This window comes from Nitrospirillum karajorum (assembly GCF_036348415.1).
GTDB classification, from domain to species: Bacteria; Pseudomonadota; Alphaproteobacteria; order Azospirillales; family Azospirillaceae; genus Nitrospirillum; species Nitrospirillum amazonense_B.
The window spans coordinates 1,756,691-1,780,163 of sequence record NZ_JAZBQB010000001.1; the positions used below are offsets into that span (position 1 = coordinate 1,756,691).

General features: G+C 65.7%; 15 protein-coding genes. 9 read left to right on the plus strand and 6 right to left on the minus strand.

Annotated features, from left to right (window positions below; translation table 11 throughout):
- Positions 1–2 precede the first annotated feature (2 nt).
- The 8 genes from UCD39_RS07695 to UCD39_RS07730 all read left to right on the plus strand — a co-directional run bounded on the left by UCD39_RS07695 (position 3) and on the right by UCD39_RS07730 (position 10,979).
- Positions 3–1,649, plus strand: a complete 1,647-nt coding sequence (locus tag UCD39_RS07695) for an efflux RND transporter permease subunit (protein WP_330495439.1) — start codon at positions 3–5, stop codon at positions 1,647–1,649.
- Positions 1,601–3,175, plus strand: coding sequence for an efflux RND transporter permease subunit (locus tag UCD39_RS07700; protein ID WP_330495440.1), 1,575 nt, complete (start codon positions 1,601–1,603; stop codon positions 3,173–3,175). Before UCD39_RS07695 ends, UCD39_RS07700 begins: the two co-directional genes overlap by 49 nt.
- Positions 3,172–4,641, plus strand: a complete 1,470-nt coding sequence (locus UCD39_RS07705; RefSeq protein ID WP_330495441.1) for an efflux transporter outer membrane subunit — start codon at positions 3,172–3,174, stop codon at positions 4,639–4,641. The genes UCD39_RS07700 and UCD39_RS07705 overlap by 4 nt, the downstream gene beginning before the upstream one ends.
- A gap of 143 nt (positions 4,642–4,784) precedes the next feature.
- On the plus strand, positions 4,785–5,117 hold the full coding sequence (locus tag UCD39_RS07710) for a hypothetical protein (protein WP_330495442.1): 333 nt from the start codon (positions 4,785–4,787) through the stop codon (positions 5,115–5,117).
- A complete protein-coding gene (locus UCD39_RS07715) occupies positions 5,114–5,578 on the plus strand; it encodes a transporter (RefSeq protein WP_330495443.1) in 465 nt (154 codons plus the stop codon). The genes UCD39_RS07710 and UCD39_RS07715 overlap by 4 nt, the downstream gene beginning before the upstream one ends.
- Positions 5,579–5,636: 58 nt before the next feature.
- Positions 5,637–7,304 (plus strand): methyl-accepting chemotaxis protein, encoded by a 1,668-nt coding sequence (locus UCD39_RS07720; protein ID WP_330495444.1) that lies wholly within the window; start codon positions 5,637–5,639, stop codon positions 7,302–7,304.
- A 248-nt stretch (positions 7,305–7,552) separates the two neighbouring features.
- Complete coding sequence (locus UCD39_RS07725) at positions 7,553–10,156, plus strand: glycoside hydrolase family 3 protein (protein ID WP_330495445.1); 2,604 nt, start codon at positions 7,553–7,555, stop codon at positions 10,154–10,156.
- Between the two features lie 70 nt (positions 10,157–10,226).
- The gene (locus tag UCD39_RS07730) at positions 10,227–10,979 is read left to right on the plus strand and encodes an SGNH/GDSL hydrolase family protein (RefSeq protein ID WP_330495446.1); all 753 of its coding nucleotides are present in this window, start codon (positions 10,227–10,229) and stop codon (positions 10,977–10,979) included.
- 62 nt (positions 10,980–11,041) lie between these two features.
- Here the strand turns inward: UCD39_RS07730 and UCD39_RS07735 are convergent, their stop codons facing one another.
- The 5 genes from UCD39_RS07735 to UCD39_RS07755 form a co-directional block, all read right to left on the minus strand.
- Positions 11,042–12,274, minus strand: a complete 1,233-nt coding sequence (locus UCD39_RS07735; protein ID WP_330495447.1) for a DUF418 domain-containing protein — start codon at positions 12,272–12,274, stop codon at positions 11,042–11,044.
- A 63-nt stretch (positions 12,275–12,337) separates the two neighbouring features.
- Positions 12,338–13,879, minus strand: a complete 1,542-nt coding sequence (locus UCD39_RS07740) for a tryptophan halogenase family protein (protein WP_330495448.1) — start codon at positions 13,877–13,879, stop codon at positions 12,338–12,340.
- A 151-nt stretch (positions 13,880–14,030) separates the two neighbouring features.
- A complete protein-coding gene (locus UCD39_RS07745) occupies positions 14,031–16,964 on the minus strand; it encodes a TonB-dependent receptor (protein ID WP_330495449.1) in 2,934 nt (977 codons plus the stop codon).
- 493 nt (positions 16,965–17,457) lie between these two features.
- Entirely contained in the window at positions 17,458–19,095 is a 1,638-nt protein-coding gene (locus tag UCD39_RS07750; RefSeq protein WP_330495450.1) for a tryptophan halogenase family protein, read from the minus strand.
- A gap of 102 nt (positions 19,096–19,197) precedes the next feature.
- Entirely contained in the window at positions 19,198–22,080 is a 2,883-nt protein-coding gene (locus UCD39_RS07755; RefSeq protein ID WP_330495451.1) for a TonB-dependent receptor, read from the minus strand.
- 151 nt (positions 22,081–22,231) lie between these two features.
- Between UCD39_RS07755 and UCD39_RS07760 the strand changes: the two genes are divergently transcribed.
- Positions 22,232–22,357, plus strand: a complete 126-nt coding sequence (locus UCD39_RS07760) for a hypothetical protein (RefSeq protein ID WP_330495452.1) — start codon at positions 22,232–22,234, stop codon at positions 22,355–22,357.
- 368 nt (positions 22,358–22,725) lie between these two features.
- Here the strand turns inward: UCD39_RS07760 and UCD39_RS07765 are convergent, their stop codons facing one another.
- Entirely contained in the window at positions 22,726–23,253 is a 528-nt protein-coding gene (locus tag UCD39_RS07765) for an isochorismatase family protein (protein ID WP_330495453.1), read from the minus strand.
- Positions 23,254–23,473: the final 220 nt, after the last annotated feature.

Sequence of the window (23,473 nt, forward strand, 5' to 3'; positions counted from 1 at the left end):
TCATGAACAAGGTCGTCATTTTCGCGCTGCGCCAGCGCGTCCTGATGCTGGCGGCGCTGGCCGCCCTGCTGGTGGTGGGTGTGGGCGCCTTCCTGCACCTGAACATCGAAGCTTATCCCGACCCGGTCCCGCCCATGGTGGAGATCGTGACGCAGAACAGCGGCCAGTCGGCGGAGGAGATCGAGCGGTACATCACCGTGCCCATCGAGGTGCAGATGGCCGGCATCCCCCATGTCACGGCCATCCGCTCCGTCTCGCTGTTCGGGCTGTCGGACATCAAGATCCAGTTCACCTACGATTTCACCTATGACGAGGCGGTGCAGCGGGTGACCAACCAGCTGTCGCAGCTGTCCAACTTGCCGTCGGGCGTGCAGCCGGCCATTTCGCCCGAAAGCCCCATCGGCGAAATCCTGCGCTATCAGGTGGTGGGCCCGCCGGGCTATTCCGTCACCGATCTCAAGACCCTGCAGGACTGGGTGCTGCAGCGGCGGTTCAAGGCGGTGCCGGGCGTCATCGACGTGTCGGGCTGGGGCGGCAAGACCAAGGCCTACGAGGTGACGGTGGACCAGCGCAAGCTGACCGCCTATGGCCTGACCATCCCGGGCGTGCTGCAGGCCTTGAACAACGCCAACATCAATGTCGGCGGGCAGACGGTGAACATCGGCGACCAGGCCATGGTGGTGCGGGGCGTTGGACTGATCCATTCCGCCGACGACATCCGTGGCACCATGCTGGCGGCCAACGGCGGCTCGCCGGTGCTGGTGGGCGACGTCGCCACCGTCACCGTGGGCAACCAGCCGCGCCTGGGCATCGCCGGACGTGACGACCAGGACGACATCGTCCAGGGCATCGTGCTGATGCGGCGCGGGGCGGAGAGCAAGCCGACCATCCTGGCCGCCAAGGCGGAGATGGAGAAGATCAACAACTCCGGCATCCTGCCGCCGGGCGTGTACCTGAAGACCATCTATGACCGGTCGGACCTGATCGACCTGACCACCCATACCGTGATGCACAACATGGTCATGGGCATCGTCCTGATCTTCTTCGTGCAGTGGCTGTTCCTGGGCGATTTGCGCAGTGCCGTCATCGTGGCGGCCACGGTGCCCTTCGCCCTGTTCTTCGCCATCCTGATCATGACCCTGCGTGGGGAGTCCGCGAACCTGCTGTCGGTAGGCGCCATCGACTTCGGCCTGATCGTGGATGCCACCGTCATCATGGTGGAGAACATCTTCCGCCACCTGGCGCAGTCGCCCAAGGAGCGCTTCGCCAAGTCGTCCATCCTGCACAGCGTGCGGCAGGACGTGATCCTGAAGGGCCGGTTCGGCGTCATCGCCAATTCGGCCGTCGAGGTCAACCGGGCCATCTTCTTCTCCGCCGCCATCATCATCGCCGGCTTCGTGCCGCTGTTCACCCTGTCAGGGGTGGAGGGCCACATCTTCGGGCCCATGGCCAAGACCTACGCCTACGCCATCGCCGGCGGCCTGATCGCCACCTTCACCATTTCCCCCGCCTTGAGCGCCATCCTGTTGCCCGAACAGGTGCGGGAGCATGACACGGTGGTGGTGCGGGTGCTGCATCGCCTCTATCCCCCCTGTTGCGCATGGCGCTCGCCAACCGGCGCCTGGTGCTGGCTGTGGCCAGTGCGCTGATGCTGCTGGCCATCGTCTGCACCCGCTTCATGGGCATGGAATTCCTGCCCCACCTGGAGGAGGGCAATCTGTGGATCCGCGCCAACCTGCCCCTGTCCATCTCGCTGGAGGCGGGGACCGAGGCGGTGGATGGCATCCGTCGGGTCATCAAGTCCTACCCGGAGGTGGAGACCGTCATTTCCCAGCACGGGCGGCCCGATGACGGCACCGACGCCACAGGCTTCTTCAACGCCGAATTTTTCGTGCCGCTGAAGCCCTTCGATAGTTGGCCCAAAGGCTGGGACAAGGAACGCCTGACCCGCGATATTGAGGCCAAGCTGAGCGACCGCTTCCCCGGCATCGAGTTCAACTTCTCCCAGTACATCGAGGACAATGTCGAGGAGGCGGCCAGCGGCGTTAAGGGCGAGAACTCGGTCAAGCTGTTCGGCAACGACCTGGAAACGCTGGAAAAGACCGCTAACCACATCAAGCAGGTGATGTCCACCGTGCCGGGCGTGACCGACCTGGGCGTGTTCAAGTCGCTGGGCCAGCCCACAATCAAGATCACGGTGGACCGGGCCAAGGCCGCCCGCTATGGCCTGGCGACCGGTGATGTCAACGCCGTCGTCCAGGCCGCCATCGGCGGACAGGCGGCCGGCAACCTGTATGAGGATGGCAGCGACCGCAACTTCCCCATCGTGGTGCGGCTGTCACCTGAGGATCGCGGCAGCCTGGACGCCATCCGCCACATCACCGTGGGGACGACGGCGCTGGGCACGGGGACGGCCCCCATCCCTCTGGCCGACGTGGCCGACATCCGCATGGTGTCCGGCGCGTCCTTCATCTACCGCGAAGGGCAGGGGCGCTACATCCCCATCAAGTTCAGCGTGCGCGGCCGCGACCTGGGCGGCGCCGTGCTGGAGGCGCAGCAGAAGGTGGCGGACCAGGTGCAACTGCCCGGCGGCTACCGCCTGGAATGGGTGGGCGAGTTCGGCAATCTGCAGGACGCGGTGCGCCGCCTGGCGGTGGCCGTGCCGGTCAGCCTGGTTCTGATCTGCGTGCTGCTCTACCTCAACTTCTCTTCCATGACCGACACGCTGCTGGCGGCCAGCGTCATGCCCATGGCGCTGATCGGCGGTATCTTCATCCTGGCCGTCACCGGCACACCCTTCTCCATCTCCGCCGCCATCGGCTTCATCGGGCTGTTCGGCATCTCGGTGATGGAGGGGATCATTGTCATCTCCTACTTCAACCAATTGGTCCATGCCGGCATCGAACGGTCGGCGGCCCTGGTGAAGGCGGCGGAGACGCGGCTGCGCCCGGTGATGATGACCTGTATCGCCGCCTGCGTCGGCCTGTTGCCGGCGGCCCTGTCGCACGGCATCGGGTCCCAGGTGCAGCGCCCCCTGGCCATGGTGGTGGTCGGCGGCATCCTCCTGGCCCCTATCCTCATCCTGGTGGTGCTACCCGTGCTGATCAGCCTGTTCTCCAGCCGCACCGCGCTGCCTGTGCAAGATGGGCCGGCCCCGGTGGTGGAGGCTGAATGATGCGCCGCACCCTGACCCTCATCCCCGCCTTGTGCCTGGCCGCCTGCGCCGTCGGCCCCGACTACCAGACGCCCGCCGCCCCGCCGCCGCAGGCGTTGGCCGCCCCGCCCAAGGTGGCGGGACAGGCCCTGCTGGCCGGTCGTGACATCCCGGCCGACTGGTGGGCGCTGTTCAAGTCGCCGGCCCTGGACGGCCTGGTGCGCGAGGCCATGGCCCACAATGCGGACGTGGCCGCCGCCCAGGCGGCGCTGCGGGTGGCGCGGGAGAACGCGCTGGCCAATGTCGGGTCTTTCTTCCCGTCCGTCACCGGCAGCTTCCAGGCGACGCGGCAGAAGGACCCCACCGGCACCGTGGCCCCCACGGCCGCCAACAATGCGCCGCAGCTGAACCTGTTCACGCCGCAACTGTCCATCTCCTACAGCCCCGATCTCTGGGGCGGCACCCGGCGGGCGCAGGAGGCGTTGGACGCGACGGCGGAAGGGCAACGCTTCCAGGTGGAGGCGACCTATCTGACGCTGACGGCCAACGTGGTGGTGGCCGCGGTGACGGAGGCCAGCTTGCGCGGCCAGGTGGCCGCCACGCAATCCATCATCGCCGACGCGGACAAGGCGCTGACCATCCTGCGCCGCCAGCGGGAATTGGGCCAAGTCTCGGCCGCCGACGTCGCGGCCGGCGAAACCGCCCTGGCGCAGGCCCAGCAGGGCCTTCCAGCCCTGGAAAAGCAACTGGAACAGCAGCGGCACCAGTTGAACGCCCTGCTGGGCCGCATGCCGGCTGACCCGACGCCGGAGACGTTCCAGCTGTCCGACCTGACCCTGCCGGCGGAGCTGCCGTACAGCCTGCCGGTACGGCTGGTGGAGCAGCGGCCGGATATCCGTCTGGCGGCCGCCAACCTGCATGCCGCCAGCGCCACTGTCGGCGTGGCCATCGCCGACCGGCTGCCCAACCTGACCCTCAGCGGGGCGACCGGCTCCAGCGCGTCGGCCCTCGACAGCCTGTTTTCTCCCGGGAACGGTTTCTGGAATTTCGGCGCCACCCTGACGCAGCCGATCTTTGACGGCTTCAGCCTGATGCATAAGGAACGGGTGGCGCGGGCGGCCCTGGACCAGGCGGCGGCGCAGTATCGTTCCACCGTCGTCCTCGCCTTCCAGAACGTGGCCGACACCCTGTCGGCGCTGAAAAGCGATGGCGACGCCCTGGCCGCCGCCCAGCGGGCCGACGCCGCGGCCGAGCGTAGCCTGGCTCTGGCCCGACGCCAACTGGACCTGGGCGCGGTGGCGCCCTCGGTCGTCCTGGCGGCCCAGCAGGCGGCGGCGCAGGCACGCGTGGCCCTGGCGCAGGCGGAGGCCGCGCGCCTGATGGACACGGCCGCCTTGTTCCAGGCCCTGGGCGGCGGCTGGTGGAACGTGCCGCCGTCGGAAGCCGGGGGTGAGGCGGGACATGCGGGGGCCGCGGGCGGGACCTAACCTTTCGTTGATCATCCTGCAAAAATCTATTAACCAACGGGAAACCTATTTCCGGCACCGTCTTGACGCAGTGACGATTTGTCACGGACGACAGGGCGGGGCTGGCTGTGCGTACTTCCATCCAGATGATTGGGCCGCCGCTGATGACGGCGGTGCTTGCCGTGTCCGCCAGCGCGCCGGCGCGCGCTGGTGAGGGCGGCGCGCGGGAAATGACGGCCGACCGGCCGGACAAGACCGAGGTCCCCTATACCATCGATCCCGGTTACATCCAGATCGAGGCGGACATCGTCAGCCACAACCGCGATTTCTATAACGACGACGGCACGCGCCGGCGCGAAACCGTCTACATGGCGCCCAACATCCGCATTGGCGTTTGGGACGATACCGAACTCAGCATCATCCCGCCGGCCTACACCGTCATGGCGCTGTCGGAGCGGGGGGCGGCCACACCCGGATCCACGGCTGGTCGGACATGACCGTCCGCGCCAAGGTCAATCTCTGGGGGAACGATGGCGAGGGCGCCACCGCGTTTGGCCTCATCCCCTTCGTCAAATTGCCGGTCGCCGCCCAGGCCCTTGGCAACGGCGCCCTGGAGGGGGGCGTCGGCATGCCCCTTACCCTGAAGCTGGGCGGTGAATGGGAGATGGGGGCGCAGGCCACCTTGGCCCTGAACCGCAACGCCATCGGCAACGGCTATGATCCGGACCTGGCCTTCTCCGCCACCCTCAGCCATCCCCTGGGGGCGGCTTTGGACGGCTATGTCGAACTGTTCGGTGAGCGGCAGACGGGCCCCGACGCCGCCACGGTCGCCACGCTGGATTTCGGCCTCACCTATCAGGTGACGGCAACCTTTTCCCTGGACTGCGGCGTGAATATCGGCCTGACCAAGGCCGCTGACGACTTGAACCCCTTTGTTGGCTTCACGATCCGCTTCTGACGCGCGTTTCCCTTTTCGACCTCGTTACCCCTTGCCAAGCCGGCGGAGGCCCTGTCCCATGAAACTCGCGCACAAACTGATCTTGGCGTCCGCCTTGAGCGTGCTGCTGATCCTGGTGATCGCGGCGGTCTTCACGCTGACGCTGGGCCGGTTGGCCGAAAGCAAGGCGACGCTGACCGGCACCGCCGCCGTGGCCGCCAAGTCGGTGCGTGCCGTCTCCGCCGGCAACGACCTGTACGCTATCGTCGCGGATGCGGAGATCAACCACAACCTGGATGAAACCCGCGTCGATTGGGCAGCCAGGAAGCAGGCCATCCTGGACATGTTCAGGGACCTGCGCGCCGAGGCCGACCTACCGGAGGAAAAGACCGCGTTGGACGGCGCCGAGGCGGGCTTGCGGGACTATATCGCCATCTTTGAACGGGAGATGCTGCCGGCGCTGGAAAAAAGCGACGTGCTGACGACGGCCATGCGGGAACTGGACGGGAAGGTGGACGCCGCACGTGAGCAGATGACCGAGAACCTGGAGAAGATGGCGGCCCTGAACCTCAAGCAGTCGGAGGATGCGGAAAAGGCGTTCGACGCTGTTTCCGCCCGGGGCCACGCCACGGGTCTGGCTTTCGCCGGCATCGCCATGTTTCTGGCCTTGGCCCTATCCTGGGCCATGGGCCGTTCCATCACCCGGCCGGTGGACCTGCTGCGGGGGGTGATGGAAAGCATGGCCGGCGGGGCGCGGCGGTTGGAGGTGCCGGGCACGACCCGGGGCGATGAGATCGGCGCCATGGCGCGCGCGGTCGAGGTGTTCAAGGAAAGCCTGATCCAGGGTGATGCCTTGGCGGCCGAGCAGGAAACGCTGAAGGCGCAGGCGGAGGCCCACCGCAAGGCGGCCATGGCCAGTGCCGCCGACACCTTCGAAGCGACGGTGCGGGGCGTGGTGGACAAGGTCGCCATCGCCGCCGGCGGCATTCAGGTTACCGCGCGCGAATTGGGCGTAGCGGCGAAGGAAAGCCTGCGGCAGACCACCACCGTGTCGGCCGCCGCCAGCCAGTCCGCCGGTAATGTGCGCAGCGTGGCGACGGCCAGCGAGGAACTGTCGTCCTCCATCGGTGAGATCAGCCGCCAGGTGGAGAATTCCGCCATCATCGCCCGCGAGGCCGTAACCCAGGTGGATGCGACCCGAGGCACGGTCGATGGCCTGTCGGAGGTGGCCAAGCGTATCGGTGCCGTCGTGCAACTGATCAGCGATATCGCCGGCCAGACCAACCTGTTGGCACTGAACGCCACCATCGAGGCGGCACGGGCGGGCGAGGCCGGCAAGGGCTTCGCCGTCGTGGCGTCGGAGGTCAAGGCCCTGGCCAGCCAGACATCCAAGGCCACGGAAGAGATCGCGGCCCACGTCGCCGCCATCCAGGGGGCCAGCGGCGAGGCGGTCGCGGCCATCGGCGACATCGGCGGCACCATCCGCCGCATTGACGAGATCGCGTCCGTCATCGCCGCCGCCGTGCAGGAGCAAGGGGCCGCCACCCAGGCCATCGTCACCAATGTGGGCGAGACGGCGCGGGCGACGGAGGAGATCACCGAGAACATCTTTGGCGTCAACGAACGGGCGCAGAAGACCGCCAACGCGTCGGCGCAGGTGGAGGACTCCTCCGCCGAGCTGTCAGCCGAGGCTGAGGTGCTGCGCGCCCAGGTGGATGCTTTTCTGGCCCGGTTGCGGGCGGCGTAGAGGGGGCAGCCGCCGGGACGGGCGAACCTGCCCGCCCTTGTGGTGGAATGTGAGCGGTAACATCAAGCGAGCCGCGCCTTGCTTGCCCAGCCTTGATGATAGCGTTATCATCCTACTAATTCACAGCCCGGATAATTTGCCCGACAGGATAGGCAACGGGCGGCGGGTTTCCTGTCCGGCTTTAGGGAGGCCCGGGTGGGATAGGCGCCCGTGTCCAAGAAGACTCAATGATAAGAACAAGGGAATCCATGAAGCATCGTCTGGCCCTTCTGGCGTCCGTGGCGCCGGCCATTCTTTTCGCCGCCCTGGCCCCGATGTTGGCGGCCCCGATATCCGCGTCCGCGCAGCAGGCCGCACCCCCACCGACGTCCCCGCAAAAGGCATCCTCCACCGTGACAGACAGCGCCCGCGGCGTCGCCCACCCCGAGCTGTGGCCGGCCGCCAAGAGCAAGGGGCTGGTGGACGCCAAGATAGAAGCCTTCGTGACCGGCCTGATGGCGAAGATGAGCCTGGAGGACAAGGTCGGCCAGATGATCCAGGCGGACATCTCCACCGTCACGCCGGCGGACCTCAAGGACTATCCGCTGGGCTCCATCCTGGCGGGCGGCGATAGCGCGCCCGCTGGTGGCGACGACCGGGCTGGACCGGAGCGCTGGGCGGAGACGGCGCGCGCCTTCCGCGCGGCGTCGCTGGCCGAGCGGCCGGGGCATGTGGCCATTCCCATCCTGTTCGGGATCGACGCTGTCCACGGCAACAACAACGTGGTCGGCGCCACGCTGTTCCCGCACAATTCCGGCCTGGGCGCCACCCATGAGCCCGCCCTGATCCGGCGTATCGGCGTGGCCACGGCGCAGGAGACGGCGGCGGCGGGCATCGACTGGGCCTTCGGCCCCACCCTGGCCGTGCCGCAGGACCACCGTTGGGGTCGCACCTACGAGGGCTATTCCGAGGACCCGGAGATCGTCCGTCAGTACGCCAGCGAGGTGGTCCTGGGCCTGCAAGGGCAGGCGGGGGCCGGACAAGCGCTGCAGCATGGCCATGTCGCCGCCTCGGCCAAACATTTCCTGGGCGATGGCGGCACCACCAACGGCATCGATCAAGGCGATACGGAGGTCACCGAGGCCGACCTGATCCGCATCCACGCGGCGGGCTATCCGGCGGCGATCAATGCCGGGGTCATGACGGTCATGGCCAGCTTCTCCAGCTGGCAGGGCGTCAAGATGCACGGCAACAAATCGCTGCTCACCGATGTGCTGAAGGGCCGCATGGGCTTTGACGGCTTCGTCGTTGGCGATTGGAACGGCCATGGCCAGGTGCCAGGCTGCACGGCGGACTCCTGCCCGGCCGCCATCCAGGCCGGTATCGACATGATCATGGCCCCCAACGATTGGAAGGCCCTGTTCACCAACACCGTGGCCCAGGTGAAGGCGGGCACCATCCCCATGGCGCGCATCGACGATGCCGTGCGTCGCATCCTGCGGGTGAAGGCCAAGCTGGGCCTGTTCGATGCCACCCGCCCGTTCGAGCTGAAGGACGGTGTGATCGGCAATGCGGAGCATCGCGCCCTGGCGCGGGAGGCGGTGCGCAAGTCGCTGGTGCTGCTGAAGAACAACGGCAATGTGTTGCCGCTCAAGGCGAAGTCCCGCGTGCTGGTGGTGGGCGACGCCGCCAACGACATCGGCCGCCAGGCTGGCGGCTGGACCCTGTCCTGGCAGGGGACCGGCAACAAGAACAGCGACTTCCCCGGCGCCACCTCGCTCTATGAGGGCATCCGCCAAGCGGTGGCCGCCGGTGGCGGCACAGCGGACCTCAGCGCCGACGGCAGTTTCACCACCAAGCCGGACGTGGCCGTGGTGGTGTTCGGCGAATTGCCCTATGCCGAGTTCCAGGGCGACATTCCCAGCCTGGAATTCCAGCCGGGTGACAAGCAGGATCTGGCGCTGCTGAAAAAACTGAAGGCCCAGGGCATCCCTGTCGTCGCCGTCTTTCTGTCCGGCCGACCGTTGTGGGTCAATCCCGAGATCAACGCGTCGGACGCCTTCGTCGCCGCCTGGTTCCCCGGCTCGGAGGGGGGCGGCGTGGCCGACGTGCTGGTGGGTGATGCCCAAGGCCGGCCGCGGTACGACTTCACGGGCAAGCTCTCCTATTCCTGGCCCAAGACGGCGGCCCAGGCGACGCTGAACCATCTGCGCCAGCCCTACGACCCGTTGTTCCCCTTCGGCTACGGCCTGCGCTACGCCGATGCCAAGGCCACCCTTGTGCCGTCGTTGCCGGAGGTGTCCGGCGTGGATGCGGCGGCGGCCAACATCGACATCTATTTCGTGAAGGGCCGCAACCCCGCGCCCTGGGGCTTCGTCCTGCGCCAGGGCGCCTCCACGGTGCCCGTGCTGGGGGATGGCACGGCGACGGAGGTCGCGGGGGCCCTGGCGGTGAAGCCGGTGGACGCGGGCGGCATCCAGGGCGCCGGTCGGCAGGTGAGCTGGAGCGGCAAGGGCGAGGCCGCCATCGCCGTGACCGGCAGCACGCTGGATCTGACGCGTCAGGCCAATGGCGCCCTGTCGCTGCAGGTGGATTACCGCGTGGATGAGGCGCCGGCGGATACCGTGTGGCTGGCCTCGGGCACTGGTCCGGGCACCCCGGGAGCCCTTGATCTGACATCGGTCCTGAAGTCGGCGCCGGTGGGGCAGTGGCAGACCCTGAAGGTCAAGCTGTCCTGCTTCAAGCTGGCGGGGGCCGACCTGTCCAAGGTCACCACGCCCTTCGCGCTTAGCACTGGCGGCACCTTGCGCCTGTCGCTGGCCACTGTGCGGCTGTCCGCCGATCCGGCGGGTGCCATCTGTCCCGGCCATTGATTCCTGAATAAATTAAGATGATTTATGAAATCGAGCCCAGCCTTGGGGCTCATGTGGGAGGAACCTTGCAATGAAGAAACTGACCCTGGCCGCCGCCGTGATGCTGACGGGTTTGGCCGCCGCCCTGCCGGCCCTGGCCGAGGACAACAAGCCCCCGAGTGCCGAGCAGTTGGCTAAGTGGCATCAGGAGGAAGAGGATAGGCTGCACAATGACTTCGCCTACCTGAACCGCTATGCCGCGGATAATGAGAAGCTGAAGCCAGGTTCGGTCCAGGTGGTGTTCATGGGCGACAGCATCACCCAGCTGTGGGTGGACAAGACGCCCGGCTTTTTCACTCCGGGCCGCGTGGGCCGCGGCATCAGCGGTCAGACCACGGCCCAGATGCTGCTGCGCTTCCGCCAGGACGTCATCGACCTGCACCCCAAGGTCGTGCACATCATGGCCGGCACCAATGACCTGGCCCAGAATTGGGGGCCGGTGTCGCCACAACAGCTGAAGAACAACATCATGAGCATGGTGGAGCTGGCGCAGAAGCACGGCATCACCGTGATCCTGGCCGGTATTCCCCCGGCGCTGGACTTCAAGTGGCGCCATGGCCTGGACCCGGCGCCCAAGATCGCCGCGCACAATGCCTGGCTGAAGGACTACGCAGCCCAGGTGGGCGCCTTGTTTGTCGATTACAAGGACGTGGTGGGCGACGGCAAGGGCGACTTCAAGCCCGGCCTGGCGTCCGACGGCGTGCATCCGACCGAGGCCGGCTACGTCGCCATGGCGCCCCTGGCCGACAAGGTGGTGAAGGAGGCGCTGGCCAAGGCCAAGTAAGCCTGCCGAACTTTGCTGGAAAGATAAGCGCCCGGGACTGGCTGGTCCCGGGCGTTTGCGTCTCACGCCGCATCCGCCAGCGCCACCTTGGGGGCGTGGCGCAGGGGCAGGGACAGGGTGCGGAAGGTGGCGGCGCGCCAGACCCATTCCAGGGGGCCGTAGCGGTAGTGGCGCAGCCACCAATGGGCGAGGGCGCATTGCAGGATGACGAAGGCGATGCCGCTGGCCACACTGAAGAACGGGCCCATGAAGCGATAGAGGCCCAGGCCGTAGCCGTAGAACAGCGGCACGAAGACCAGGGCCTGGGTGACGTAGCAGGTCAGGCTCATGCGCCCGAAGGAGGCGAGCGCCCGCACTGGCGCCAGGGCCTGGATGCGGGGATACAGCAGGACGAAGCCGCTGGCCCAAATGGCCATCTGCGCCAAGCCGCAATAGGCGTTGGCCAGGTTCGTCACCTCATAGGCGGTCATGGTTGGCAGGCCGGCCCCCTCGGCCAGGCGCTTCAGGGGATAGAGCACGGCGAAGGCCAGCGCGCCGCTGGCCAGGATGCCCTGCAGCAGGCGGCGGTGCTGGGCGGCCCGCTCCAGAATATGGTTGCGCCCCACCACCAGGCCCACCAGGAACAGGCCCATCATCTGCAGGTAACGGCCGGTCTCGATGGTCCAGAAGGTGCGGGCCAGCACGCCCTGCCACAGGTTGGCCTTCACCACGTCCCAGAAGCTGCCGTTGGCATAGATGGGCATCAGGCCCTCATACACCGTCCAGTGGAAGGGGACGGCCGGCGAGTGGGCGGTGCCGCCCAGCAGGCCAGCCACCTGCCACAGGGTGGGCGGCTGGATCAGCAGCACGGCCGCCAGGGCCAGCAGGACCCGGTCGCCCAGGCGGTGCAGCAGCACCAGCGGCGCGCCCATCACCGCCAGGATCGTCAGGATGTCGCCGCAGTAGATCAGGCCGTGCAGATAGCCGATGGCGAACAGCACGGCCAGCCGCCACAGGAAGCGGACCGACGCGCTGCCCTCCCGCCGCGACCAGCTGCCCAGGATCAGGGAGAAACTGATGCCGAACATCAGGGCGAAGATGCCGTAGGCCTTGCCGGCGAACAGGAAAAAGGCCGCGTCGTGGGCCGCCGTGTCGAACGGCTTCAGCCAGGCCGGTGGTATGGCCGCGTCGCTGAGGAAGTCGAAATGCTCGATGGTGTGCAGCAGGAACAAGCCCACCAGGGCCGTTCCCCGCAAGGCGTCGATGACGGTGATGCGGTCGTTCGACCTGGTTGCAGCCGATCCCGGTGCGCTCATATCCGGCCATCCTGGTGTTCTTTTATCCCCTGGCCGGCCACCTCCCGGGAAATGCCAGCGTTGTCATGCTGCCACCGGTCGGTCGGCTCGGCAATGCCGGTTGATGAAGTCGCGGTGGGTGGGAAGGGCGTCGGCCATGCGCCGGATGGCCTCGCGGATGCGGGCCAGGCGCGCGGCCACCTCCGCCTCCGGCATGACGTCGGCCACGGGGTCGTAGGACTGGGGCCAGATCCCTTGGCCCAGGAACACCGCGACCCAGCTGGGCTCCACGAACAGTTGCTCATCAAAGCGTGCGATGCGGCCCCGGGCGCGGAACAGGTCGATCTTGTGGCGCAGGCTGTCGGGGATTTCCATGGTGCGGCAGTAGTTCCACAGTGGGGAATCGTCCCGCTCCACCGCATGGTAATGCAGGATCAGGAAGTCGCGGATCTGCTCGTATTCAATATTGGTCAGGCGGTTGTACTCATCCACCGTCGCTTGCTCGAACCCGTCCCGGGGCAGCAGCGAGACCATGCGGAACAGGCCGCTCTGCACCAGGTGGATGCTGGTGGACTCCAGGGGCTCCATGAAGCCGGAGGCCAGGCCCAGCGAGATGCAGTTCTTGGTCCAGGAATTTTTGCGCCGGCCGGTGGTGAAGCGCAGCGGGCGGGGATCGGCCAGGGGCTTGCCATCCAGGTTGGCCAGCAGGGTGGCCGTCGCCTCATCGTCGCTGATGAAGCGGCTGCTGTAGACATGGCCGTTGCCGATGCGGTGCTGCAGCGGGATGCGCCATTGCCAGCCGGCCGCGCGCGCGGTGGAACGGGTGTAGGGCGTGATCTCCGTCCCCCCTTCGCAGGGCACGGCCACGGCCCGGTCGCACGGTAGCCACTGCGACCAGTCCTCGTAGGGGGCCTTCAGCGTCTCCCCGATCAGCAGGCCGCGGAAGCCGGAACAGTCGATGAACAGGTCGCCCATCACCCGCGTGCCATTGTCCAGCAGCAGGCTGTCGATGAAGCCATCGGGCTCGCGCTGCGCCACCTGGACGATGCGGCCCTCGGTCCGCTTCACGCCGTTGCGCTCGGCGATGCCGCGCAGGTACTGGGCATAGAGACCGGCGTCGAAATGATAGGCGTAGGCGATGATCGGCCCACCGGGCCGCGCGTCCGGCGCCGGGGGCTGGAATTTGCCCAGGCGCGCGGCGACGGTGGAAGGGGAATAGTCGCCGATGTCGCTGGTGTCGCCCTGGGCCCGCTGGCGCAGCCAATAATGATGGAAGGACACGGCGTCGATGGTGTGGCCGTGGGGGCCGAAGGGGTGGAAATAGCGGTGGTTCAGCCGAGTCCAGTTCACGAACTCGATACCCAGCTTGAAGGTGGCCTGGGTCTTGCGGACGAAGTCGACCTCGTCGATGCCCAGCAGGTGGTTCAGGAATTGGATAGGGGGGATCGTGGCCTCCCCCACGCCCACGGTGCCAATCTCGGCGGATTCCACCAGTTCGATGGCGCCGTATTTGCCCTTCAGCACCCGCGCCAGGACGGCCGCTGCCATCCAGCCGGCGGTGCCGCCACCCACGATCACGATCTTGCGCCCGCTGCGCGGGGCGCCATGCGGCGTCGCCTCGGTCATGGCCGCGTCCTCCATCTTCTTTTATTCCCCCCTGCCCAGCTTACGGCAGGGCGTACGCTTGAAAAAGGGCGGCCCCGCCCACGTCCCGGCCGCAATAGACACGACCGGGGATGGACAGGGCCGACTAACGGGACATCCCGGCGGGAAAGCGTTACAGGGAGCCGCGGATGACGAAGGCGTAGCGCCGGTCGGCGTCCACCCAGTTGTGATAGGTCAGGTGACCCGGATAACCGACCAGGATCCGCGTCTGCGCATCGGTCAGGTTAGCCGCCTCCACGCCCACCTTCAGGTAGCTGTTGACGGTGTAGAAGAAGGACGCGTCCAGCTGGCCGTAGTCGTCGGACCAGGCCGGGATGTTGATGTTGGCCGCCGATGTGGTCAGCAGATAGCGCTGACGCCAGTTGTAGGCCAGGCGGAACTCGAACGGGCCCTTTTGGTAGATGCCCGCCAAGTTGTAGCTCCACTTCGACATGCCCTCCAGCGGCAGGCTGGTGTTTGCCGGTGCCGCGTTGGTGACCTGGGTGGCGTCATAGGGGTTGGCCGCCGCGTTGCGACCGCCCTCGCTCTGCACGAAGGTGACGTTACCCTGGAAACCGAGGCCGCTTAGGATACCCGGCAGGAAGTCGTAGAACTGGGTGTAGCCGAACTCGAAGCCCTTAACGCTGCCCTGGCCGGCGTTGTAGGGCTGGACCACCAGCACGCTCTTGGTGACGCCGTTATTGGTGAACGAGACGTTTTGGGGCGACGTGGTGATGAAGTCGAACACATCCTTGTTGAACACCGAGGCCGTGATGCTGCCCGTGGGGGCGAAGTACCATTCCAACGATGTATCGAACTGGTTGGACTGCATCGGCTTCAGGTTCGGGTTGCCGGCGTAGCCCGTCCATTGATAGACGCAATTGCCAGTGGCGCCCGAGCCCAGGCTCTGGCAGTGGCCGCTGCTGTCCAGCAGACCCGCGGTTGCGCCGATGTTCAAGGACGGCTGCAGCTGGGAGAAGTCCGGGCGCACGATGGACTGGGCGAAGGCGAAGCGCCATTGCAGGTCATCGCGCAGCTTCAGGCGCAGGTTCACGCTGGGTAGGACGTCGGTGTAGTTACGGCCGCCGGTAATGGCGCTGCGGGCGCCGTTGGCGAAGGCCGTGTCAGAGGTGGGCGCCCCGTTGATGTTGGACAACCCTACGAAGTTGGCATAGCCGCGTCCTTGGGCGTCGGTATTGACCACACGGAAGCCGACGTTGCCGTCCAAGGGCTTGTTGCCGCCGAAGAAGGGCACGTCATGCTCGAAACGGACCAAGGCATATCCGGCCGTGGTTTCTTCCGTCTGTGTGTTCACACCGGCGCCGCCACCGGTCAGGGAGTTATAGTCGCCGTTGAAGGGGACCCAGTTCCCGTAAGAGTCCGCCGCCGACAGGGCCTTCAACTGGGCGGCGACGCCGTTGTAGAAGCCCTTGCTCAGGGACGCGTTGGGGATGATGAACTGGGTCGGGACGGTCACGCCGCCGCGATAGAAGTTCTGCAGCGGCCACACGCTGGCCGACGACGCGCCGGGGGTGGTTTGGTTCAGCGTCTGGATGCCGTTGGCACCCCAGCTCTGGACCACGCCGCCCCAGTTGTAATTGGTCTCGCGGGTGATGGACTTGCGGTCAGTGTGGCGGACGCCGAAGCGGAAGGACTTCAGCCAGTCGCTATCATCGAAGCTGTACTCGGCGTCCAGGCGCTCCGCCCACTCATGCGCCTCGTTATTGTTATGATAGTCCATCGCCGCATTGTAATAATAGTTCGCGGGATTGGAGATGAAGCTGGTGTTCGCCGGGATGCTGATGGTCGGCAGCCCGCTGCCGTTCAGCGTCAGCGTCGCCGCCGGCAGCGGGCTGGTCAGCGCCTCGAACACCGTGAAGTCCAGCTGCTTGCTGGTGGCGTCGATATACTGGACGTCCCCGCTGATGTTCCAGTTCTTGGTCGGCGTCCACTTCATGTGCAGGGAATAGTCGGACGTGACCGATTCCTTGATGTCATAGCGACTGTCCATGACATCCGGGTTGTTGGTGGTGCCGCCCACCGTGTCGGCGATGGTGCCGGAGATGAAATTGGCAGCGCTGTCATATTTAAAGCTGGTCCCCGCGGCGGGGCCATTGCCGGTGCCGGAATCCAGGCCGATGGCGTTTTCGAGCGACTCTTCCGTCGCTTCCGACCGGATGTACTGTGCTGTGAACTCCAGGTCGCTGCTGGGCCGCCATTGCAGGGCGCCGACGATGCCCTTGCGCTCGCGCGTGAACTCCAGGCTGCGGTAGCCGAAGCCCGTGGGGACGTAGACGGTCTGGCCCGGCACCAGGTCGGTGCGCGCTTGGAAGGGGTTCACCGACACGGTGTCGGTGCGGCTGGCGAACTTGCCGTCCGCCACGTCGATCAGGACGCCCACTTCACCGATGCCGGTGTTCCAGCGGTCGCTATACAGGGCGGAGCCGGAGGGCTTGCCCTTGCCTACCAGGTCGCCATAGCTGTAGTCGGCGGAATAGGCGATCAGCCGCTCCTCACTATCGAAGGGCAGGCGGGTGCGCAGGTTGATGGTGCCGCCGATGCCGCCCTCGACCAGGTCGGCTGACGGATTCTTGTAGACGTCGACGCCGGCCATCAGTTCCGACGGAATATCGGCGAAGCTCAGCGTGCGGCCAGATTTGGCCGAGAAGCTGTCGCGGCCGTTGAATTCGCCACGCACCCAGCTCAGGCCGCGCACCTGCACGCCGTCACCCTCCACCGAGATGCGGTCGGCGTCCCGGGGATCGGGTGTGCGCTGAATGGTGATGCCGGAAATGCGCTGCAACGCTTCGGTCACGCTGCGGTCGGGCAGGGCGCCGATGTCCGTCGCGGTGATGGAATTGACCATCTGTTCGGCGTTCTGCTTGATGGCCTGCGAGCTTTCGATGCTCTTGCGCAGGCCCGTCACGACGATTTCCTGCAAATCATCGTTCGTCGACGTGGTGGCGGTTTGTGCATATGCGAAAGAGGAGGATGTGATCGCGCCAATGGTCAGCGCGGAGGCACCCGCCAGAACGAAATTACGATAGGAGCGTCTGCAACGGCTCATCGCGTTTCCCTTCCCTGATTTATATTATTCCGCAGCAAAGCCACGGCTCTTTTTACCAAGGCGCCCCATAACGGTGTCGGCCTATGGTCATATAAATGCATATGGGACTTCTTGCGATCGCGCAACCAAAGAATGTTAGCGCTCCCATCTAAAATGGTAGCGGTCCTTTAGATATTGTTAAGAAACCCCTGTATTCGCTAATAAGCAAACGCTCCATAGCGTAGCGAATATTGGAAAAGTCTAGGAAATTCCGCGCCATGGCAAACACTTGCCCTAGTTTGGCCGGCGCCGGGGCGAAGTGTTGCGCGGATGTCGCAACCGGCGGCAAAGAGTGGCTGGTGCATGATTTGTCTGGCGCCGCGACGGTGCGGCGGGAGGCCCCCCGCAGGCGGTGTGCGCCGGGCATATTAGTCAGACAAGAAAACGGGGACCCGCGACCCAGGCGGCAGCGGGCGGCTGATCCATTTGTAGGATCATAAGGACGGGATGGATGTCAGCGCGAAAGGCCGGCCAAGCCGGCCGACAGGGCTGACTGACTGGCTTGTGCGGTGCCGAAAGATGGACGCGGCCGTAGTCCGTGCCGGTAAATCTGCTGGATCAGGTCGCGGTGGCGGGGCAGGGCGGCCAGGGCCTGCGTCGTCCCCGCGCGGATGGCCGCGAAATGCCGGCGGGCCTCATCCTTATGGCGGAAGGCGCCCGCCTGGGCGGCGAGGTCGGTGCCATATTCCATGCCATACAATACGAAGCGCCAACTGGCTTCGCTGAAGGTGTCGAGGTTAAGGTCGAAGTCCAGCCCCTCGGGCGGGCGGTGGCGCCAGCGGTCCAGCAGATCCCGTAGCGTGTCCGGCAGCGTGGCGCCCTCGGCGTTGTCGCGCCAGAAGGCCGTGTCGGTGCGCCGGGTCAGGCAATAGTGCAGCTTCAGGAAGTCCGCCGCCCGTTCATAGCGCTGCCGCATGATGCGGTTGAACTGCCGCGCCGCCGTGGCCATGTCGCCCGCCCAAGGGAACAGGCTGGTCAGCAGCACGGCCGCCACCTCGATCATGACGATGCCGGTTGACTCCAGGGGTTCGAAGAAGCCGCCGGACAGGCCGATGGCCACGCAATTCCCCACCCAGGGCCGCGGTCGGAAGCCCGCCTCGAAACGGAAGGTGCGGGCCGCCTTGTCGGCCGCGGCCGGCCCGATGTAGTCACGCAGCACCTGTTCAGCCCGCGTGTCGTCGGTATGGTCGGAGGAATAGACGTGCCCGATGCCGCGCCGGCTCTCCAGCCCGATGTCCCAGGTCCAGCCCGCCTCCTGCGCCGTGGAGATGGTGTAGCTGGGGATGGGGGCGTCCGGCCGGTCGTAGGGGACCTGCAAGGCCACCGCGCGGTCGCAGAACAGCCATTGCCGGCAGGACTGATAAGGGGATTTCAGCGCCTGCCCGATCAACTGGGCGCTGAACCCGGTGCAGTCGATGTAAAGGTCGGCGGTGAGGCGACCGTTCCGGTGCGTCAGCACGCCGGCGATGGTGCCATCCTCCGCCAGGGGAACGGCGTCCACGGTATCGACGACATGACGCACGCCCAGGTCGATGGCCACGGTGCGCAACAGTCGCGCGAACTTCACGGCGTCGAAATGATAGGCGTAGTTCAGGGCCCCGGCATAGTCCGCTTCGCCGGGGCGTTTGGGGGCCAGGCTGGCATCGGCCACGCCCTTCTGCACCGTCACCGCCGTGTCGATCCCGATGCCGTCATCGGCACAACCCAGAAGCCAATACGGCAGCAGGTCCATCCCCTCGGGGGTGATGGCGGATTCGAAGGGGTGGAAATAGTGGCTGCGGCCGGGGGTGTCGGGGGGGCGGACCCAATGGTCGAAGCGGATGCCTTGCTTGAAGGTCGCCTCGCTCTCGCGCATGAACACCGACTCATCGATGCCGATGCGGCGCAGCGTCCGCTGGATGCTGGGGAAGGTGCCTTCGCCCACGCCCAGGATGCCGATATCGGGGGATTCCACCAGGCTGATGCGGGCACCGCCGGGCTGGGAAATGGCCAGCGTGCGGGCAAGGTAGGCGGCTGCCAGCCAGCCGGCGGTGCCGCCGCCGACGATCAGCACGTCGCGGACGGGCGGTGACCCGGCGTCCTTCGAACCCATGCTTTGCGTCATCATTCCGCCCTCCCCATGATGGCCGAAACCCCCGGCCCATGACAGGCCGGGGGTTCGGTTACCAACGAACGATCATCCGCGAGCGGAGGATCAGTAGTTGAAGCGCAGCACGGCGCTGTAGCGGCGGTCCGCCACGAACCAGCTGCGACCGTATTGCTGGTCACCATAGCCCATCAGCGTCTTGGTCACGCTGTTGGTCAGGTTCTGCGCTTCGAGGGTCAGGGTGATGTGATCATCGAAGCTGTACGCGATCGAGGCGTCCAGCGTGCCGTAGTCATCCGCGAAGATGGGCAGGTTGTAGGTGACCGTCTGGCCGGCGGCGTTGGTGTAGGTGCCGTTGGTGCCGTTGGCGGTCGGGGTCAGCAGGTACTTGCTGCGCCAGGTGTAGGCGAGGCGGGCCGAGATCGGGCCTTTCTCGTACATGCCGGTGATGTTGTAGTTGTAGCGCGACAGCAAATCCACCGGCAGGCCGGTGATGCGGTTGCCCAGCATGTCGTAGGACAGGTCGCCGGGGCTCTTGCTGTAGATGTAGGTAAAGTTGGTGTCGATGCCCAGGCCGTCGAACGGGGCCGGCAGGAAGTCGAAGAACTTCTGCAGACCGATTTCCGCGCCCTTCACATAGGCGGGTTGGGCGTTGAAGTAGCCGCTGACCGCCGCCGTCATGGTCTGGGTCGCGCCGCCCGGCAGGGCGAAGGGCACATTCACCGACGTTACGCCGTAGGAGATGTAGTCCTTGATCTGCTTGTAGAAGCCGGCGACGTGAACCTGGCCGCCGTCGGGCATGTACCACTCGGCCGAAACGTCCAGGTTGTTGGCCAGCTGCGGCTTCAGGTTCGGGTTGCCCGAGGTCGCGGTGGCGCCGGTGATGACGTGGTTGGTGTCGGTCGTCAGGCTCAACGAACCCGAGGCGTTCAGGTTGTTGAAGCTGGGGTTGGTCATGTTCTGGTAGGCGGCGAAGCGCAGGTGCACTTCGTCGTTCGGCATGAACTGCACGTTGAACGAGGGCAGGGCCATCAGGCTGTTATGGCCGCCATTGTTGGCGGTATAGCCGCCGGGCAGGTCCGCGGTCGCCCCGTTGTACAGGATCTGGCCGGTGGGCTGCTGGATGTAACCCTGGCTGCTGTTCTCGTTGTTGACGATGCGAACGCCGAAATTGCCGTTCATCTTCCAGCCGCTGCCGAAGAGATTGTCCTCGCCGAAGCGGGCCATGGCGTAGGCGGATTCGGTGCGGGTCTTGGTGTGCGACAGGTTGGCGACGGTGTAGGTCACCGGGGCCGTGTTGTCACCCGCCAGGCCGTACAGCTGGTGGATCTTGGTCAGGCTTTCCGGATAGCTCTCCAGCAGCGACCAGGCCGGGAACACCGTGGTGCCGGGCAGGGTGGTGGCCCCCCGGAAGAAGTTGCTGAAGCCCGAGACGTTGATGTCGCTGGCCGCCGCCGTGTTCAGGTACTTCCAGGAGGAGGAGGGGTTCCAGGTCGGGGTCAGGCCGGTCCAGTTGTAGCCGGTGACATCGTCCTTTTCCGTCCGGTCGGCGAAGCGGGCGCCCACCTTGAACGACCGCAGGAAGCCGCTGTCGGAGACGTGATAGTCGGCGTCGCCCGACCACGCCAGCTCACGGCCGATGTGGTTTTCCAGGTGGTCCATGGTCGCGTACCAGATGTAGCGCGAAGGATCGGCCAGCTGCGACGGGTTACTGACGGTGATGACCGGCAGGTCGCCCGTCAGGTTGATGCCGTAGCTGGGCACCGAGGTCTGCGAGAACAGGTCGATGCGCTGCTGCTGCGACTGGGAAATCGCGTACTGGAAGTCGGTGGTGATGGTCCAGTTCTTCGTCGGCGTCCACTTCATGCCCTGCGACAGGTCGGTGGTGACGTTGTGCTGGTTGGTCAGGCCGGGGTTGGCCAGCGCCGTGCTGCCGCCCGTCTCTCCGGGAAGTTGCAGCGGGTCGGAGGCGGTGGAACTCAACTGGTTGGAGCTGAGCAGGCCGCCGTTGGAACCGAAGACGCTGTTGCTGCCGGCGGTGACGTTGACGGAGTTGCTGCCCTGGTTGTAGACGCCGGCTTCCTTCGACTTGCTCCAGTAATCGGAGCGGAAGCCCGTCTGATAGAAGGTCAGGTCGTTGTTGGGCGACCATTCCAGGGATTCGTAAGCGCCCAGCCGCTTGCGGTCGAACGTGCCCGAGCGCCAATCAAAGCCGCCCGGAACGTAGACGTTCTTGCCGTTGTAGGTCTGGGGGAAATAGGGCTCGACCTGGATGGTGTCGTGGCGGGTGCTGATGTCGCTGTAGGCGACGCTCGCCATAGCGCCGATCTCGCCGATGCCGGTCATCCAGCGGTTGGCGTACAGCAGCGATCCGCCCGGCTTCGTCTGCTTGATGAAGTCGCCATAGTCCGCCGACACGGAGCCGCTGAAGGTCTGGTGGTCATAGTCGAACGGCATCTTGGTGCGCAGGTTCACCGACCCGCCGATGCCGCCCTCGATGACGTCGGGCGAGCCGCTCTTCAGCACGTCGACGCCAGCCAGCAGTTCCGGCGGCACGTCCTCGAACAGCAGCGCACGGCCGCCATTGGCGCTGAAGGCCTCGCGGCCGTTCAGGGTGCTGCTGACCTGGGACAGGCCGCGCACGGTAACGCCGGAGCCTTCGACCGAGTAGTGGTCGGGGTCGCCGACGGCGGCGAAATGGGTGATGGAAACGCCTGGAACGCGCTGCAGCACCTCGGTGACGCTGTTGTCCGGCAGCTTGCCGGCGTCATCGGCCGAAATGCTGTCCAGGATCATGTCGGCGGCGGCTTTGCGCTTGGCGGCGTCGGACACGGCGAAACGCTGGCCGCTCACGACGATTTCCTGCAGTTCGTCATCCGCCGCGGCCGCGGTCTGGGCTTGAGCGAAGGAAGCGGCAGACAAAGCGCCGAGAACCAGCACGGAAGCACCGGCCAGCACAAAGGAACGATAGGAATTCTGGGGCCAACTCATGGCGTTTCCCTTCCCTGGGTATCTTATTTATCGCGGGTCGAAGGGCCCGCGCGCTTCACCCCGGCCGCCGCGTTTGGTGCGTCACGCCGTAGTCATATAAATGCATATGGAGATTCATGCGGGCCTGCAACGGGAGAATGGTAGCGCTCACATGAAAAATGGTACCGGTCCCTTTTTTATCGCAGCGGATTCTGAAAAAACCAAACAAAAACAAGAGGCTCAATCTAAGGTTAGTGTTGCGCTTAAGGCACAGGTTGCCTATTCCAGCCCCTTTTGAACCGTTATCGCCTTACTGCGGGGTATCATGAGGTCGCGGCGGATTTGACCGTCCCGACAGAAAAACGAGGTATGCCATCAGGTTGAATTTCCTGGATATTTCGGCCCTCCAGCTCTCCGGTCGCCTCAAATTTTCCGGCGAGAGGCGGGGCTGAGGGGCTGCGCCGTTGACGGGGGCGCCGAGGATCGCCAGAAGGCTGAAGCGTTGGGAGTGCACATCCAGAAATAGCAAGAAATATTGCTCAATAATTATGCAATTTTGTGCAGGTCATAATTTGGCTGATAAATAGGGGAATTGCTGATGCTTCGACGGCACGCGCCTTCGTCTCCGCCGGGGCGGACCTACCGGCCGGATCAGGGGGCGTCCCATCACTTGATTAGGGCGATGATGTCGCGGAAGCGGGGATGGGCGGCACTCTCCATCCATTCAAACAGGGCCATCTCGGTGGTGATGATGTCCGCCCCATGTCGTTCCAGGCGGCGTAAGCCAGCGGCCTTGTTCCCTGCCGTGCGGGAACCCACGGCATCCTCCACCACATGAACCTGCCGCCCCATGGCCATTAGGCCCAATGCCGTCTGCAGCACACAGACATGGGCCTCGCATCCCGCCAGGATGACGGCGTGATCGGCGGGCAGATGCTCCGCCAGGACGCTGGTGGCGTCGAAAGCCATCTTCGTCGCCACCGATGCGGACCTCGGCGCGAGATCCGGGACCGTCGGCCCCAGGCCCTTGGGGTTCTGCTCCGTGAACACAACCGGCACGCCCATCATGCCGGCGGCGCTCACCAGGCGGCGGGCGTTGGATAGCACGACATCGGCGTCCAGGATGGCCGGGATCAGGCGGGCCTGCAGATCGATCACCGCCAGCGTGCTGCGGGTTGGGATGAGGCGGGGCACGGGCGACGCTTCTCTCTCAGATGACGGGCGGCTCCACTATGGCGGCGGCCGCCGTCCACGGGCAAGGAGGCGGCCGTCTGATAACGGTAACAGCGATAGCGGATTGATTTGATACTGTTGATGCGTATGATCCGCGCGTATCGTCGTGATCATATAAATATGCTCGTTGTTACGCTCCTGGTCATGTGCCACAGGATCGTTCCGACCGGGATGGCAAGCG

Coding starts and splice junctions, on each gene's coding strand:
- UCD39_RS07695 (WP_330495439.1), top strand. CDS start 3: ATGAACAAGGTCGTCATTTTCGCGCTGCGCCAGCGCGTCCTGATGCTG.
- UCD39_RS07700 (WP_330495440.1), top strand. CDS start 1,601: ATGGCGCTCGCCAACCGGCGCCTGGTGCTGGCTGTGGCCAGTGCGCTG.
- UCD39_RS07705 (WP_330495441.1), top strand. CDS start 3,172: ATGATGCGCCGCACCCTGACCCTCATCCCCGCCTTGTGCCTGGCCGCC.
- UCD39_RS07710 (WP_330495442.1), top strand. CDS start 4,785: ATGACGGCGGTGCTTGCCGTGTCCGCCAGCGCGCCGGCGCGCGCTGGT.
- UCD39_RS07715 (WP_330495443.1), top strand. CDS start 5,114: ATGACCGTCCGCGCCAAGGTCAATCTCTGGGGGAACGATGGCGAGGGC.
- UCD39_RS07720 (WP_330495444.1), top strand. CDS start 5,637: ATGAAACTCGCGCACAAACTGATCTTGGCGTCCGCCTTGAGCGTGCTG.
- UCD39_RS07725 (WP_330495445.1), top strand. CDS start 7,553: ATGAAGCATCGTCTGGCCCTTCTGGCGTCCGTGGCGCCGGCCATTCTT.
- UCD39_RS07730 (WP_330495446.1), top strand. CDS start 10,227: ATGAAGAAACTGACCCTGGCCGCCGCCGTGATGCTGACGGGTTTGGCC.
- UCD39_RS07735 (WP_330495447.1), bottom strand. CDS start 12,274: ATGAGCGCACCGGGATCGGCTGCAACCAGGTCGAACGACCGCATCACC.
- UCD39_RS07740 (WP_330495448.1), bottom strand. CDS start 13,879: ATGACCGAGGCGACGCCGCATGGCGCCCCGCGCAGCGGGCGCAAGATC.
- UCD39_RS07745 (WP_330495449.1), bottom strand. CDS start 16,964: ATGAGCCGTTGCAGACGCTCCTATCGTAATTTCGTTCTGGCGGGTGCC.
- UCD39_RS07750 (WP_330495450.1), bottom strand. CDS start 19,095: ATGGGTTCGAAGGACGCCGGGTCACCGCCCGTCCGCGACGTGCTGATC.
- UCD39_RS07755 (WP_330495451.1), bottom strand. CDS start 22,080: ATGAGTTGGCCCCAGAATTCCTATCGTTCCTTTGTGCTGGCCGGTGCT.
- UCD39_RS07760 (WP_330495452.1), top strand. CDS start 22,232: ATGAAAAATGGTACCGGTCCCTTTTTTATCGCAGCGGATTCTGAAAAA.